The organism is Plantactinospora sp. CNZ320, assembly GCF_002846275.1.
In genome coordinates this window covers 1457161-1473937 of sequence record NZ_PJMP01000001.1, presented here as the reverse complement: position 1 = coordinate 1473937, position 16777 = coordinate 1457161, and the positions used below count along the sequence as shown (strand labels likewise).

Below are 16777 nucleotides of genomic sequence, written 5' to 3'. Positions count from 1 at the left end.
GCGGTACCTCGTCGTGCCCACAAGTGACCTGAACCGTGCCGGGGCCGGGCCGACGGCAGCGGACCGGCACCGGATCCTCGTCGAGTGGAACGACACGGTCCGGCCGGCACCCCCGTCGACCTGGCCGGAACTCTTCGCCGGGCAGGTACGCCGGGCACCCGGGGCGGTCGCGGTGGTCTGCGAGGACGTCGAGCTGACGTACGCCGAACTCGACGCCCGGGCCGACCGGCTGGCGCGGGCGCTGCGGGCCCGGGGCGTCGGGCCGGAGAAGGTGGTCGCGCTCTGCCTGCCCCGCTCGGTCGACATGATCGTGGCGGAGGTGGCGGTGCTCAAGGCCGGCGGCGCCTACCTGCCGGTGGACCAGGACTACCCGGCCGAGCGGATCGGTTTCATGCTCGCCGACGCCCGACCGGTCTGCCTGGTCAGCACTGCCGCGCTGGCCGGCGAGCTGCCGCAGACCCCCGGCCTGCCGAGACTGCTCCTCGACGAACTGACCAACACCGATCAGCTTGACGCCGGCCCGGGAGGCGCCGGTCAGTGCGACGCCAATCAGATCGACGTCGGCCCGGGAGGCGCCGGCCCGGGAGGCGCCGGTCAGGTCGAGGTCGGCCCGGGGGACCTGCCGTCGCTGGAGCCGGAGAACGCTGCCTACGTCATCTACACCTCCGGCTCGACCGGCCGGCCCAAGGGGGTCGTCGTCTCGCACGCCGGGGTGGCGAAGCTGGTCGCCACCCAGCGCGCCCGGCTCGGCGTCGGCCCGCACAGCCGGGTACTCCAGTTCGCCTCGCCCAGCTTCGACGTGGCGTTCTGGGACCTCTGCCTCGGGCTGCTCTCCGGCGGCCGGCTGGTGGTGGTACCGGCCGAACGCCGGGTGCCCGGCCCGGCGCTGACCGAGTACGCCCACCGGCACGGGGTGAACTTCATGATCCTGCCGCCGGCCCTGCTCGCCGCGATGCCCCGGGAGTTGACCCTGCCGTCCGGGGCGACCCTGCTGGCCGGCACCGAACGGGTCTCCCCGGAACTGGTCGCCCGGTGGGCCCGGGACCGGCCGATGTTCAACGCCTACGGGCCGACCGAGGCGACTGTCAACTCGACGCTCGGGGAGTGCGACCCGGCCACCCCGCCCGGTGGCGTGGTGCCGATCGGCCGCCCCGACCCCGGCACCCGCTGCTACGTGCTGGACGCCGCCCTCCAGCCGGTGCCGGCCGGCGTCACCGGCGAGCTCTACCTCGGCGGCACCGGGCTGGCCCGGGGCTACCTCGGCCAGCCAGGGCTGACCGCACAGCGCTTCGTGGCCGACCCGTACGGGCCGGCCGGCGGGCGGCTCTACCGCACCGGTGACCTGGTGCGCTGGCTGCCGGACGGGCGACTGGAGTTTCTCGGCCGCGCCGACGACCAGGTGAAGATCCGCGGGTACCGGATCGAGCCGGGCGAGATCGAGTCGGTACTCGCCCGGCATCCGGCGGTGGGGCAGGTAGCCGTACTGGCCCGGCCGGGGCGGGACAGTCAACAGCGGCTAGCCGCGTACGTCGTACCGGCGCTGGACCGGCCGGCGGAGCCGGTGCCACCGCAGCGGTACGCCAACCGGCCGGCGCCGTTGCGGGACGTCACCACACTCCTCGCCGAGCTGCGCAGGTACGCCCGCGGTTGGTTGCCCGAGCACATGGTGCCGGCCGCCTTCGTACCGCTGCCCGAACTGCCGGTGCTGCCCAGCGGCAAGCTGGACCGGGCTGCCCTGCCGGTGCCTGACTTCGCGGCGGCGAGCACCGGAGCCCGGCCCCGGGACGCCCGCGAGGAGGTGCTCTGCGCCCTCTACGCCGAGGTGCTCGGGCTGCCCGAGGTCGGGGTGGAGGACGACTTCTTCGCCCTCGGCGGAGACAGCATCGTCTCGATCCAGCTCGTGATCCGGGCCCGCCAGGCGGGGCTGGTGGTGACGCCACGACAGGTTTTCCAGCGGCGTACCGTCGCCGAGCTGGCGCCGGTGGCCGAGTCGCTGTCCCGGGAGGTCGCGCAGGACCCGCAGGCCGGGGTCGGCGAGTTCCCGCTCACCCCGATCATGCGCTGGTTGGACGGGTGCGGCGGGCCGATCGACGCGTTCGCGCAGTGGCTGGCGGTCCGGGTACCGGCCGGGGCGACCGCACAGCGGCTGGCCGGCGCCCTCCAGGCGGTACTCGACCGGCACGACGTGCTCCGGGCCCGGCTGGTCCGGGCCACCCCGCAGCGCGCGGGCCGGCTGGTGGTGCCGGCGCCCGGCACCGTGCCGGCGGCGGACCGGCTGCACCGGATCGAGGTCGGCGGGCTGCCCGACGAGGCGCTGCGGGACCGGATCGGCGCCGCCGCCGACCTCGCGGGCGCCCGGCTGGCTCCGGAGGCCGGCGTGCTGCTCCAGGCGGTCTGGCTGGACGCCGGCCCGGACCGGGCCGGCCGGCTGGTCGTGGTGGTGCACCACGCGGTGGTCGACGGCGTCTCCTGGCGGATCCTGCTGCCCGACCTCGCCGCCGCCTGGACCGACGTGCTGGCCGGTCGACCGCCCCGGCTGGAGCCGGTCGGCACCCCGCTGCGCCGCTGGGCCGAACTGCTGCACGCCGACGCCGAGTCGGCGCGGCGGACCGCCGAACTTCCACTCTGGACAGAACTGCTCGCCGGCGACGACCCGCCGCTGGCGGACCGTGCACCGGATCCGGTCGGCGACCTCGACAGCGTCCGCCGGGTCACCCTGCGGCTGCCGGTCGAGACGACGGCGCCGCTGCTCACAAGCGTTCCGGCGGCCTTCTCCGCCGGGGTCAACGACGTACTGCTCACCGCGCTCGCCCTGGCGCTCGCCGACTGGCGGCGTCGGCGGGGGACCGGTGTGCCCGGACCGGCGCTGGTGGCGCTGGAGGGGCACGGCCGGGAGGAGCAGCTCGCCGACGGCGTCGACCTGTCCCGCACCCTCGGCTGGTTCACAAGCATCTTCCCGGTCCGGCTCGACCTCGGCCCGATCGATCTCGACGAGGCGCTGGCCGGTGGCGAGGACGCCGGCCGGGCGCTGAAGCGGATCAAGGAGGGGTTGCGGACCATCCCCGACCACGGGCTCGGGTACGGGCTGCTGCGGCACCTCAACCCGGAGACCGCAGCCGTACTGGCCGGGCTGCCGCAGCCGCAGATCAGCTTCAACTACCTCGGCAGGTTCGGGGTGGAGTCCTCCGCCGACGGCTGCTGGACCGCGCTGCCCGGGCTCGGCCTGCTCGCCGGTGGCTTCGACGCGGCGATGCCGGTGCTGCCGTACACGCTGGAGGTGAACGCCTTCACCGAGGACCGGCCGGACGGGCCGGGGCTCGGCGTCAGCTGGGCCTGGCCGTCGACAGTACTGTCCGAAGAGGACGTGCGAGAGTTGGCGCAGGGCTGGTTCGCCGCGCTGGAGGCGCTGGTCCGGCACGCCGCCCGGCCGGGAGCGGGTGGCCCGACCCCGTCCGACTTCCCGCTGCTTGCCCTGCGCCAGGAGGACGTCGACGCCCTCGTCGCCGCCGTACCGGGGGTCGTTGACGTGCTGCCGCTGACCCCGTTGCAGCAGGGCTTCCACTTCCACGCGGTCGCCGCCGGGGCGCAGCGGGACCCGTACCGGGTGCAGCAGGTGATCACACTGCGCGGACCGCTGGACGCCGCCGCGCTGCGCCGGGCCGGCCAGGACGTGCTCGACCGGCACGCCCCGCTGCGGGCCGCCTTCCCGCAACTTCCCGATGGGCGGCCGGTGCAACTCGTCGCGGACGGCGTCACCCTGCCGTGGCGCGAGGTCGACCTGACCGGGTACCCGGAACCGGAGCGGACGGCCGAGTTCGAGGCGCTGGCCGAGGCGGAGCGGGCTGCCCCGTTCGACCTGACCCGACCGCCACTGCTGCGCTGCGTACTGGTCAGGTGGGCGGAGGAGCGGCACAAACTGCTGCTCACCCACCACCACATCGTCACCGACGGCTGGTCGGCCTGGGTGACCCTGCGGGACCTGCTCAGCCGGTACGCGCCGGTTGGCGAGCCGGACCGACTGCCGCCGGTCACCCCGTACCGGCGGTACCTGGAGTGGCTGGCCGGCCGCGACCGGGCCGCTGCCGAGCAGGCCTGGCGGGCGGCACTGGCCGGCCTCGACGGCCCCACCCGACTGGCAGCCGAGGCCGAGGCGGGCTTCGACGGAATGTTCCACCCCGAGCGGGCCCGGGTGGTGCTGCCGCCCGAGGTGGCCGCCGGGCTGGCCGGGCGGGTCCGGGCGGCCGGGCTGACCCTGGGCAGCGTGCTGCACGCCGCCTGGGCCGTGCTGCTCGGCCGGCGCCTCGGCCGGCGCGACGTCGTCTTCGGCAGTACGGTCGCCGGCCGGCCGGCCGAACTCGACGGCGTCGAGGCGATGGTCGGGCTCTTCGTCAACACCGTCCCGGTGCGGCTGCGCTGGACTCCGGCGGAACCGCTTATCGAGCTGGCCGGCCGGCTACAGCAGGAGCAGGCCGAACTCCTCGACGCACAGCACCTCGGATTGCCGGCGATCGGGCGGTTGGTGGGAAGCGGAGAACTCTTCGACACCCTCGTGGTGCTGGAGAACTATCCCGTCGACGTGATCGGGCGCCGCCCCGGCGGGCTGGAACTGGCCGGGGTCGAGTTCCGGGAGGCGACCCACTATCCGGTCACCCTGCTCGTCTCGCCGGCCGGCGGGTCGGTGGAGCTGACCGTGGAGTACGACCCGGAGCGGATCGACGCGGCGACGGTACGCCAGCTTCGTACCGGGCTGGCCGAGATACTCGGCGCGTTCGTCGCCGAGCCGGACCGGCCGGTCGGGCGGATCGACCTGCTGCCGGCGGTCGACCGCGACACCGCGTTGACCCGGCTCACCGGCCCGGTCGCCCCGGTGCCGCCGCAGACCCTGCCCGGCCTGGTCGCCGCGCAGGCGCACCGGACACCGGACGCGGTCGCGCTTGTCGACGGTGAACGGCGGATCGACTACGCGCAGCTGGAGCGCCGGGCCGGTGCGCTGGCCCGGCGACTGGCCGCCCGGGGCATCCGACCCGGCGACGTCGTCGCGGTGGCGGTACCCCGGTCGGCCGAACTGGTGGTGGCGCTGCTCGGCGTGCTGAAGGCGGGTGCCGCGTACCTGCCGCTGGACGTGACGCACCCCCGGGAACGGCTCGGCACTGTCCTCACCGACTCCGGCGCCCGAGCCGTGCTATCCACTGTGGAGACGATGGCCCGGGTGCCCCGGCCGGCCGGCGTGGCGCAGCTGCTGGTCTCGGCGACGGCGGAACCGGCTGAACCGGCTGAATCGCAGTCAGCGTCGGGTGCGGTGGTTTCGGTCAGTGACGGCGGCGACCCGGAAGCACCGGCGTACCTGATCTACACCTCGGGATCGACGGGCCAGCCCAAGGGAGCACTCGTCGGTCACCGGGCCATCGTCAACCAGCTTGCCTGGTCACAGCGGCGGTTCGGGCTCGGCACCGACGACCGGATGCTGCAACTCGCCCCGGCCGGTTTCGACACCTCGGTCTGGGAGATCTTCTGGCCACTGTCGGCCGGTGCCGCAGTGGTGCTGCCCGGCGAGGACGAGGCAGGTGACCCGACCCGGTTGGCCGAGCTGATCCGCCGGCACCGGGTCAGCGCGGTCACCTTCGTACCCTCGCTGGTCGAGGCGTTCCTGCTCGCCGACGAGCTGACCGCCGACCCCGGCTGGGCGGCAAGCCTGCGCTGGGTCTCCTGCGGTGGCGAGGCGCTCGCCCCGGAACTGGCCCGCCGCTGGCAGGCGCTCACCGGCACGGCGCTGGACAACTTCTACGGACCCACCGAGACGGCGGTGCAGGTCACCTGGTGGGCGAACGACGGCGGTGCGGAGCGGACGGTGCCGATCGGCCGCCCGGTGGCCAACACCCGGCTGTACGTGCTGGACGACTGCCTCCGGCCGGTGCCGCCCGGCGTACCCGGTGAGCTGTACGTCGCCGGAGCGCAGCTCGGATACGGCTACCACGCCCGGTACGGGCTGACCGCGCAACGTTTCGTCGCCGACCCGTACGGCCCGGCGGGGCAGCGCATGTACCGCACAGGTGACCTGGTGCGGTGGCGTACGGACGGCGTACTCGAATATGTCGGCCGCGACGACGAGCAGGTCAAGATCCGGGGGCACCGGGTCGACCTCGGCGAGGTGGAGACGGCACTTCGGGCCGCGCCCGGGGTGGCGCAGGCGGTCACCGCCGCCCGGGTCGACGGCCGGGGCCGGACCGGCCTGGTCGGTTACCTGGTGCCGGAGGCCGGACGCCGGCTCGACGTCGAGGCGGTCCGCGCGGCGGTCCGGGCCAGGCTGCCCGAGTCGATGGTGCCGGGCCGGTTCGTGCTGCTCGACGCCCTGCCGCTGACCCGCAGCGGCAAGCTCGACCGGGCCGCCCTGCCCGCACCGGGCAACAACGGCACGGCAGCCTCAGCCGCGCAGCAGAGCAGCACGACAGCCCCAGCGGCGCAGCAGAGCGGCGGCACGGCAGCCTCTGCGGCACCGGAGAGCAGCGGCACGGTCGCCCTCGCCGCACCCGCTCCGGTCGATGCGTCCGGAGTGGACTGTCTGGTGCGGCCAGCCGGCGGTGGTGCGGCCGAGCGGCTGCTCCGGCACGTCTTCGCCGAGGTGCTCGGCCTGCCCGGGGTCGGTGCCGACGAGGACTTCTTCGCCCTCGGCGGCGACAGCATCCTCTCCATCGCGGTCTGCAGCCGAACCCGCCGGCACGGCCTGGTGCTCGCCCCGCGCGACGTCTTCCGGCACCGAACACCACGGGCGCTCGCCGAGGCCGGTGGTGGCGACGCCGCCCTCACCCCGGCCGCCGCCCCGACGGTTTCGGCCGCCGCCGCCGAGACGGCCGTGAACCCGGACGAGGCGACAGTGAACCCGGACGAGGCGACAGTGAACCCGGACGAGCCGACAGTGAACCCGGACGAGCCAGTCACAGACCCGGACGAGCTGGGTGAGGTACCGCTGCTGCCGATCGTGCACTGGCTCCGGGAAACCGGCCTACCGATCGACCGGTTCACCCTGAGCACCCTGCTTGTGGTACCGGCCGAGCTGGACCTCGGATCGCTGACCGCCGTACTCCAGCCGGTGCTGGACCGGCACGCCGGGCTGCGGTTGCGGCTGCACCGGATCGCCTCGGTGCTCTGGTCGCTCCAGACGTCCCCGGTCGGCACGGTCCGATCCGCCGACCTGGTACGCCGGGTCGACGCCGCCGGCCTGGACGAGGCCGGGTTGCGGGCCGTGCTGGCCGCCGAGTCCTCCGCCGCCACCGAGCGGCTCGCCCCGGACGAGGGGAGGATGCTCCAGGCGGTCTGGTTCGACCGCGGCGACCGGCCGGGCCGGCTGCTGTTGGCCGTCCACCACCTGGTGGTCGACGGCGTCTCCTGGCGAATCCTGCTGGCCGATCTCGCCACCGCCTGGGCCTCGGTGGCAGCCGGACAGCCGCCCCGGCTCGCCCCGGTCGGTACCTCGCTGCGGCGCTACGCCCGGGTGCTCGGCGAACACGCGCACCGCCCCGAGCGGCTGGCGGAGTTGCCGCACTGGGTCGAGACGCTCGCCCCGGGCGCCGAACTGCTGCCGGGGCAGAGGCGGCCGGCGGGACCGGCCCGCCAGCACGTCGTACGCCTCGATCCGGCGCGGACCCTGCCGCTGCTCACCGCCGTACCAGCGACGGTCGGTGGCGAGGTGACCGGAGTACTGCTCGCGGCGCTGCGACTCGCGGTGACCCGGTGGCAGCACCGTTACGGCCGCGACGGCGGCGCCGACCTGCTTGTCGACCTCGAACGGCACGGTAGGGAGGAGATCGAGCCGGACCTCGACCTGTCCCGCACGGTCGGCTGGTTCACCAGCGTCTCCCCGGTACGCCTGCCGGCCGGCACCGATCCGGTCGAGCTGCTGCGTACCGTCGGCGAGCGGATCCGGGCGGTACCGGACGGCGGGCTCGGCCACGGGCTGCTGCGGTACCTGAACGCCCAGTCGGCGCCGATCCTGGCCGGACTCTCCTCCGCCCAGCTCCTCTTCCACTACTACGGCCGGTTTCCCGGCGGCACCGATCTGGCCTGGACGCCGGCCGCCGAGTCCGACGCGATCACCGTGCCCAACGGCGGGCTGGGCCTGACCCACCTGCTCCAGGTCGACGCGGTCGCCACCGAGACCCCGGCCGGGCCGATGCTGACCGCGACCTGGACCTGGCCGGACGGCGTGCTCGACGAACCCGAGGTGACCGCGCTGGCCGCCGACTGGCTCGACGCGCTACACGCCCTCACCGGCGCCGTGGCCGAGCTACCCGCCAGCACTGCTGCTATCGCCGGGCCGCCCGGCGGCGCGGAGCCTCGGCCCGTGGTGGCGGCCGGGCTGGTGCTCGGCCCGGACGAGATCGACCGGATCAACCGGGCCAGCCCGGTACCGGTGGCCGAGATCTGGCCGCTCTCGCCGTTGCAGGAGGGTCTCTACTTCCACGCCAGCTACGACACCTCGGCGCTGGACGTCTACACCGCGCAGGACGCCTTCGACCTCGGGTACCGGCTCGACTCCGAGCGGCTGCGCCGGGCCGGCGCCGCGTTGCTGGCCCGCAACCCCGGCCTGCGGGCCGGGTTCGTCAGTGTCGGGCTGCCCCAGCCGGTGCAGTTCGTCGCGGTGGCCCCGGAACTGCCGTTGACCGAGGTGGACCTGACCGGCCTCGACCCGCAGACCCAGCGGACCAGGATGGCCGAGTTGATGGCCGAGGACCGGCGTACCCGGTTCGACCTGACCCGGCCGCCGCTGTGCCGGCTGCTGCTGCTCCGGCTCGGTGACGACCGGGACCGGCTGGTCGTCAGCCACCACCTGGTGCTCTGGGACGGCTGGTCCGAGGAACTCTTCGTCGAGCAGCTCTTCACCCTCTACGAGCGCGACGGCGACGACCGGGACCTGCCGCTGGCCGGCTCCTACCGCGACCACCTGGAATGGCTGGCCACCCAGGACACCGAGCTGGCCGCCCGGGCCTGGCAGGACGCGCTCGCCGGACTCGCCGAGCCGACCCTGGTCGCCCCGGAGGCGAGCCTGACCCCCGTCGTCCCGCACCGGGTACGGGCCGAACTGCCGACCGCGATCGGCGACCGGCTGCGCGGGTTCGCCCGCAAGCACGGGCTGACGCTGAACACCGTGCTCAGCGCCGCCTGGGGGCTGGTCCTCGGCGGTCACCTCGGCCGCACCGACGTGGTCTTCGGGATGACGGTCGCCGGCCGGCACGCCGAGGTGCCGCACGTGGAGAACGTGATCGGGCTCTTCCTGAACACCGTTCCGGTACGCGTCAGCGCCGAGCCCGGCGAACCGGTGGTGCGCCTGTTGCGTCGGCTGGGGGAGCAGCGGATCGAGCTGATGCCGCACGACCACCTCGGGCTCGGTGCGGTGCAGCGGGCCAGCGGGCACGCCCGACTCTTCGACACGCTCTACGTGTTGCAGAACTTCGTCGACGAGGGGGAGTCGGCCCGGCTGCGGGACCGGCACGGGATCGCCGCCGTCGACGGGGTGGACGCCACCCACTATCCGCTGACCCTGGTGGTCACCCCGGCACGGCGGCTGCGGGTGGCGCTGGACCACCGCCCCGACGTCGTACCCGGCTCGGTGGCCCGGAGCCTGCTGGACCGGTTCGTCGCGCTGCTGACCCGGCTGGTCGCCGAGCCGGAACTGCCGGTCGGCCGGCTCGACCTGCTCACCGGCGCCGAACGGGCCGAGCTGACCGAGGAGTGGACAGCCACCCGGCACCCGATCGGCACCGAGTCCGTCGCCGACCTGCTCGCCGAGCAGGCCGCCCGGACCCCGGACCGGGTCGCACTGGTCTTCGCCGGCCACACCCTGACGTACGCCGAGTTCGACGCCCGGGTCAACCGGCTGGCCCGGCTGCTTGTCGCCCGGGGCGCCGGGCCCGAGCGGGTGGTAGCGCTGGCACTGCCCCGCTCGATCGAGATGGTGGTCGCGCTCTTCGCTGTCCTGCGCACCGGAGCCGGGTATCTGCCGCTGGAGCTGGACCATCCGGCCGAGCGACTGGCCTTCGTACTCGCCGACACCGCGCCGATGTGCCTGCTGACGGTGGCCCCGGTCCGGTCCCGGCTGCCGGGGACCGACATCCCGGCGGTGCCACTCGACGACCCGGCGGTACTTGCCGAGCTGGCCGGACTTTCCGGTGCCGCGCTCACCGACACCGAACTCCCGGCCGGATTCGCCAGTACCGATCCGGACCGGCTGGAACATCCGGCGTACCTGATCTACACCTCGGGCTCCACCGGGCGACCGAAGGGGGTGGTGACGCCGTACCGGGGTTTGACGAACATGCAGCTCAACCACCGGGAGGCGATCTTCGACCCGACCGTGGCGGCGGCCGGTGGCCGGCGGCTGCGGATCGCGCACACCGTCTCGTTCGCCTTCGACATGTCCTGGGAGGAGCTGCTCTGGCTGGTCGAGGGGCACGAGGTGCACGTCTGCGACGAGGAGCTGCGCCGGGACGCCCGGGCGCTGGTCGCCTACTGCGACCGGCACCGGATCGACGTCGTAAACGTCACCCCGAGCTACGCGCACCACCTCATCGAGGAGGGCCTGCTCGACCGGCACGAGACCGAGCACGAGACCGAGACCGAACGGGACGAGCCGGCGGACGGCGGGATCGCACGGCACCGGCCGGTGCTGGTGCTGCTCGGCGGCGAGGCGGTCTCGGAGGCGGTCTGGAACCGGTTGCGGGACACCGAGGGCACCGCCGGCTACAACCTCTACGGGCCCACCGAGTACACGATCAACACCCTGGGCGGCGGGACCGCGGACAGCGCCACCCCGACCGTCGGGCGGGCGATCTGGAACACCCGGGCGTACGTGCTGGACGCGTACCTGCGACTCGTCCCGCCCGGCGCCCCCGGTGAGCTGTACATCGGCGGGATCGGGCTGGCCCGGGGCTACCACCGGCGGTTCGGGCTGACCGCGCAGCGGTTCGTCGCCGACCCGTACGGCGCGCCGGGGGAGCGGATGTACCGCACAGGTGACCTGGTCCGGCGCCGGCCGGACGGGAACCTGGACTTCCTCGGGCGCACCGACGACCAGGTGAAGATCCGGGGGTACCGGATCGAACTGGGCGAGGTCGAGACCGCGCTCGCCGAACATCCGCTCGTCGCACACGCCGCCGTGCTGGTCGACGCCGGCACCGATCCCGGGGTACGCCGGCTGGCCGGTTACCTGGTCCGGGCCACCGGGTGGACGGAGTCGGAGGACGAGGCAGTGCTCGCCGACGTCCGGGCGGAGCTGAAGCGGCGGCTGCCGGACTACATGGTGCCGGCCGCGCTGGTACCGCTGGACCGGCTGCCACTGACCGTGAACGGTAAGCTCGACGTGGCGGCGCTGCCGGCTCCGACGGTCCGGGCCGGTGCGGCCTCCCGTCCGCCGGCCACCCCGGTCGAGGCGGCGCTGTGCGACCTCTTCGCCGAGCTGCTCGACGTGCCCCGGATCGGCGTAGCGGAGAACTTCTTCGACCTCGGCGGCCACTCCCTGCTGGCGATCCGGCTGGTCAGCCGGGCCCGGGTGGCACTCGGTGTCGAACTGGCGATCCGGGACCTCTTCGAGGCGCCGACGGTAGCCGAACTGGCCGCCCGGATCGACACAGCCGCCGCTAGGGTCGACCCGTCGGCCCGGATCGATCCGTCGGCCCGGGGCGATGCGACAGCCGGGATCGACGGCGCCGGGCGGATTCCGCTGGTCCGGGCCGAGCGCCCCGCCGTGCTGCCGCTCTCCTTCGCACAGCAGCGACTCTGGCTGATCCAGCAACTCGCGCCCGATTCGGCGGCCTACAACTTCCCGATCGCGGTACGGCTGCGCGGGGCGCTCGACATCGCGGCGTTGCGTGCCGCGCTGGCCGATCTGACCGGCCGGCACGAGACGCTGCGTACCCTGCTCGGCGAGCGGGACGGCCGGCCGTACCAGCGAGTGCTGCCGGCGGCCGATGCCCGGCCGGTGCTGGAAACTGTCGCCGCCGCTTCGGCCGAGGTGGCCGGGATCGTCCGGGAGGCGGTACGCCGTCCCTTCGACCTGACCACCGAACCGCCGCTACGGGCCACCCTCGTCACCGTCGACCCGGCCGCGGAAGGAGAGCCGGAGCACGTCCTGGTGCTGGTGTTGCACCACATCGCCACCGACGAGTGGTCGGACGGGCCGTTCCTGCGCGACCTCGGCACCGCGTACGCGGCCCGGCGGGCGGGACGGGCGCCGGACTGGGCACCACTGCCGGTCCAGTACGCCGACTACGCGCTCTGGCAGCGTCGGCTGCTCGGCGACCCGGCGGATCCGGGGAGCCTGGCCGCGCGGCAGCTCGACCACTGGCGTACCGCATTGGCCGGCGCGCCCGAGGAACTGGTGCTGCCCACCGACCGCGCCCGGTCGGGGCGGCTCGACCCTGCCGGGGCCGAGCTGTCAGTGCCGCTGCCCGCCGAGGTCGGTGCGGGGCTGCGCCGGCTCGCCTCGCGCACCGGTACCAGCCTGTTCATGGTGGCGCACGCGCTGGTCGCGGCCCTGCTGCACCGGCTCGGCGCCGGTACCGACATCCCGCTCGGCGCACCGATCGCGGGGCGGGACGACGCGGCCCTCGACGACCTGGTCGGGTTCTTCGTCAACACCCTGGTACTCCGGACCGACCTGTCCGGCGAGCCGACCTTCACCGAGCTGCTCGCCCGGGTACGCCGGACCGACCTGGCCGCCTTCTCCGCTCAGGACGTACCGTTCGAGGCTGTGGTCGAGGCGGTCAACCCGGCCCGTTCGGTCTCCCGGAACCCGCTGTTCCAGGTGATGGTGGTGCACCGCAACCGCACCGCCGGGTGGGGCGGTCTCGCCGGACTGACCGTCACCGACGAGCCGGTCGACGCCTCGGCGGCAAAGTTCGACCTGGTCTTCGACTTCGCCGAGTCCGCCGGGGGCCCGACCGGGACCGGCGAGGAGGCGCTGAGCTGCCTGCTGAAGTACCGGACCGACCTGTTCGACCGGGAGACCGTGGCGCTGCTCGGTGCGCGGCTGCTCCGGCTGGCCCGGGCGGTCGTCGCCGACCCCGACGCGCCGGTGGGCCGGCTCGACGTCTTCGTCGGCGATGAGCGGGACCGGGTGCTGTGCGACTTCAACGCCACCGGCCGGGCGGTGCCGGAGGAGACCCTGCCGGCCATGTTCGCCGATCGGGTGGCGCGTACCCCGGAGGCGGTCGCCGTGGTCGACCGGGAGCGGACCCTGTCCTACGCCCAACTGGACGCCGAGGCGGCCCGGATGGCTCGGCTGCTCGCCGGGTACGGCGTCGGCCCGGAGACCGTGGTCGGGGTGGCGGTACCCCGCTCGGCGGAGACCGTGGCGGTGGTGCTCGGGGTACTCCGGCTCGGTGCCGCGTTCCTGCCACTGGACCTCGGCCATCCGGCCGACCGGTTGGGATATCTGGTCGAGGACTCCGGCGCCCGGCTCGTGCTGACGACGCCGGAGGCCGCCGAGCGGCTGCCGGAGCTGGCCGGGGTGCACCGGCTGCTGGTCGAGCCGCTCCAGCCGGCGCCGGTGCCGGCGACGCCCACCGATCCGGACGGGACCGGCCCGGTGGTGCCGGTCGGACTGGACCACCGCGCGTACGTCATCTACACCTCGGGCAGCACCGGCCGGCCAAAGGGCGTGGTGGTGTCGCACGAGGGGCTCGGCAGCCTGGTGGCGACCGCCGTCGACCGGATGGGAGTGGACGCCTCCTCCCGGGTACTCCAGTTCGCGTCGACCGGCTTCGACGTATTCGTCTTCGAGCTGGCGATGGCGCTGTGTGCCGGTGGCCGGCTGGTGATCGCCCCGGACGAGGCACGGACGCCGGGCCGACCCCTGGTGGACCTGCTGGAGCGGGAACGGGTCAGCCACGCCATCCTGCCGCCCTCGCTGGTGTCGGCACTGCCGCCGGACTGTGAACTGCCGGCCGGACTGGTCGTGCTGGTCGGTACCGAGACGGTGCCACCGGACGTGATCGGGCGGTGGGCACGGCGGCTGCGGCTCTTCGCCGCGTACGGGCTGACCGAGGCGACTGTGAACTCGACGCTCTGGCGGGCCGAGCCGGACTGGTCCGGGCCGGTACCGATCGGGCTGCCCGACCCGAACACCCGGGCGTACGTGCTGGACGAGTGGCTCCGCCCGGTACCGCCCGGGGTGGCCGGTGAACTGTACGTCGGCGGCCGAGGACTGGCCCGGGGCTACCTGGGCCGTCCCGGGCTGACGTCGGAGCGCTTCGTCGCCGACCCGTACGGCCCGGCCGGGGCGAGGATGTACCGCACAGGTGACCGGGCGCGGTGGCGGGCCGACGGCATCCTGGACTTCCTCGGCCGGGTCGACGACCAGGTGAAGATCAGGGGCTACCGGATCGAGCTGGGCGAGGTCGAGGCGGTACTAGCCCGGCACCCGGGGGTACGCCAGGCGGCGGTGGTGGTGCACCGCAACGCCGACCTGACCCGGCTCGCCGGGTACGTCGTGCCGGCCGGGGCGGCGTTGGATCCCGCCGAGGTACGCGCACACGCCGCCGAACAGCTCCCCGACTACATGGTCCCGGCCGCCGTGCTGGTACTCGACGGGCCGCTGCCGCTGACCGCGAACGGCAAACTGGACCGGCGTGCCCTGCCGGCCCCGGACTGGACGGCGCTGACCGGCGACGAGGCGCCGGCCACCCCGGCACAGCAGAGCCTCGCCGACCTGGTCGCGGAGGTGCTCCGGCTGCCGAGGGTGGGAGTCTCGGACGACTTCTTCGCCCTCGGCGGGCACTCGATGGCGGCGATGCGGCTGCTCGGCCGGATCCGGGCGGTGCTCGGCGTCGACCTCGCGGTCCGGGACATCTTCGAGGCGCCGACCGTGGCCGGACTGGCGGACCGGCTCGCCGGGGCGGTGGCGGAGCGTCCGCCGCTGCGCCGGGCAGCGGAGGTGGCCGGGCCGGGCCGCTCCGGGCCGGCTGCCCGGCGGCCAGCGGCTCCGGTGCAGCGGATCTGGTGGGGCCTGCACCGGGCGGGAGCCGAGCCGCAGGCGTCCGGCCGGACCGGTTGGGACCTTGCCCTGCTGGTCCGCGCTGGCACCGGACCGGGCGACGGAACGGGTGGCGGGACGGGCGACGGACCGGGCGGCGGGACGGGCGACGGAACAGGCGCCGGAACGGGTGGCGGGACGGGCGACGGAATGGGCGGCGCGGCGCGGTTGGACGTGTCGGCGTTGGCGGCGGCGCTTGCGGACGTGGTGGAGCGGCACGAGCCGCTGCGTACCGCGCTCGTGGCGGGTGCGGCGGGCGAGCCGGTGACCGTGCCGGTGGCCGACCGCGATCTGCTGGAGGTGTCGCCGGGCAGCGGGGTGCCGCGCGACGAGCAGATTGCCGAGCTGGTCGGCGACGGGGTGGATCCGACCCGGGAGCCGCCGCTACGGGCCCGGCTGCTGACCGGGCCGGGCGACGATCGGGTACTGCTGCTGACCATGCACTATCTCGGCGTGGACGAGTGGTCGGTGGTGCCACTGGCCAGGGACCTCGGCACCGCGTATGCCGCCCGGATCGATGGGCGGGTACCGGAGTGGGCGCCGCTGCCTGTCGACTATCCGGACTACGCCCGCTGGGCGCGTACCCTGCTCGGCGATCCGGCCGACCCCGGCAGCCGGCACGCGAGGCAACTCGACTGGTGGCGGGGGGCGCTGTCCGGCGTACCCGATCGGCTGGCGCTGCCGACCGACCGGCCGCGACCGGCGGTGCTCTCCGGGCGCGGCGGCCGGGTCGAGTTCGTGCTGGACCCGGCGTCGCACCGGGCGGTCGACGAACTGGCCCGGCAGACCGGGACCAGCATGTTCATGGTGTTCCAGGCCGCCCTGGCGGCGCTGCTGCACCGGCTCGGCGCCGGGCCGGACGTCCCGATCGGCACCCTGGTGGCCGGCCGGACCGAGGCCGCCCTCGCCGACCTGGTCGGCTGCTTCGTCAACCCGCTGGTGCTGCGCACCGACACCGGTGGCGACCCGACCTTCGCCGAACTGCTCGGCCGGATCCGGGAGGCGGATCTGAGCGCCTTCGACCGCCAGGACCTCCCGTTCGACGCGATCCGCCGCACCCTGCCGGACGGCTGGTCGCTGCCGCAGGTGATGCTCGTGCACCACGAGGAGGCCGGGCTGAACGGTCCGGATGGCGCGGCGGCGCTGCGCTTCGAGCCGGTACCGACCGGGACGACCCGGGCGGAGCTGACGGTCAGCTTCTACGAGCCGCTCGGCGACGGCCCGGTGCACGGTGAACTGGAGTACGCGGTCGAGTTGTTCGACCCGGCGACCGCGCGCCGGCTCACCGACGAGTTGCTCGGGCTGCTCGCCTCGGCGCTCACCCGGCCGGAACAGCGGCTCTCGGCGCTCGGACCCGACCAGGCGCCGGCCCTGACCACCCAGTCGGACGGCACCGCCGCCGACCACCCGGAAAGGAACTGCTCATGACCACCAATCCGTTCGAGGACCCGGACGGTCAGTACCTCGTGCTCGTCAACGACGAGGGACAGCACTCGCTCTGGCCGTCCTTCGTGGACATACCGGCGGGCTGGGCGGTGGCCTTCGGCGCCGACGGGCCGCAGCCCCGGGACGCCTGCCTGGCGTACGTCGAGGAGAACTGGACCGACCTGCGCCCCCGCAGCCTGCGGGAGCGGATGGCCGGTACAGCCGCAGATCCGGATCGCTGATCGCCAGCGGGCCGGACACGGTCCGATAAGGACGACGGGCTGTCGAAAGTCCTCGATGCTCTGTTGGCAGATGCGTCCGGCGAGG

Annotated in this window: 2 protein-coding genes; both read left to right on the top strand. The window is 74.4% G+C overall.

Translation table 11 applies throughout. From position 1 onward, the window contains the following. The first annotated feature begins 13 nt into the window (after positions 1–13). Positions 14–16453, top strand: coding sequence for a non-ribosomal peptide synthetase (locus CLT71_RS06320; RefSeq protein ID WP_158242185.1), 16440 nt, complete (start codon positions 14–16; stop codon positions 16451–16453). Further along, on the top strand, positions 16450–16692 hold the full coding sequence (locus CLT71_RS06315; RefSeq protein ID WP_101366277.1) for an MbtH family protein: 243 nt from the start codon (positions 16450–16452) through the stop codon (positions 16690–16692). Before CLT71_RS06320 ends, CLT71_RS06315 begins: the two co-directional genes overlap by 4 nt. The last annotated feature ends 85 nt before the right edge of the window (positions 16693–16777 follow it).

Excerpts from the sequence above, each read along its gene's own strand:
- CLT71_RS06315 (WP_101366277.1), top strand. The coding sequence starts at position 16,450 with ATGACCACCAATCCGTTCGAGGACCCGGACGGTCAGTACCTCGTGCTC.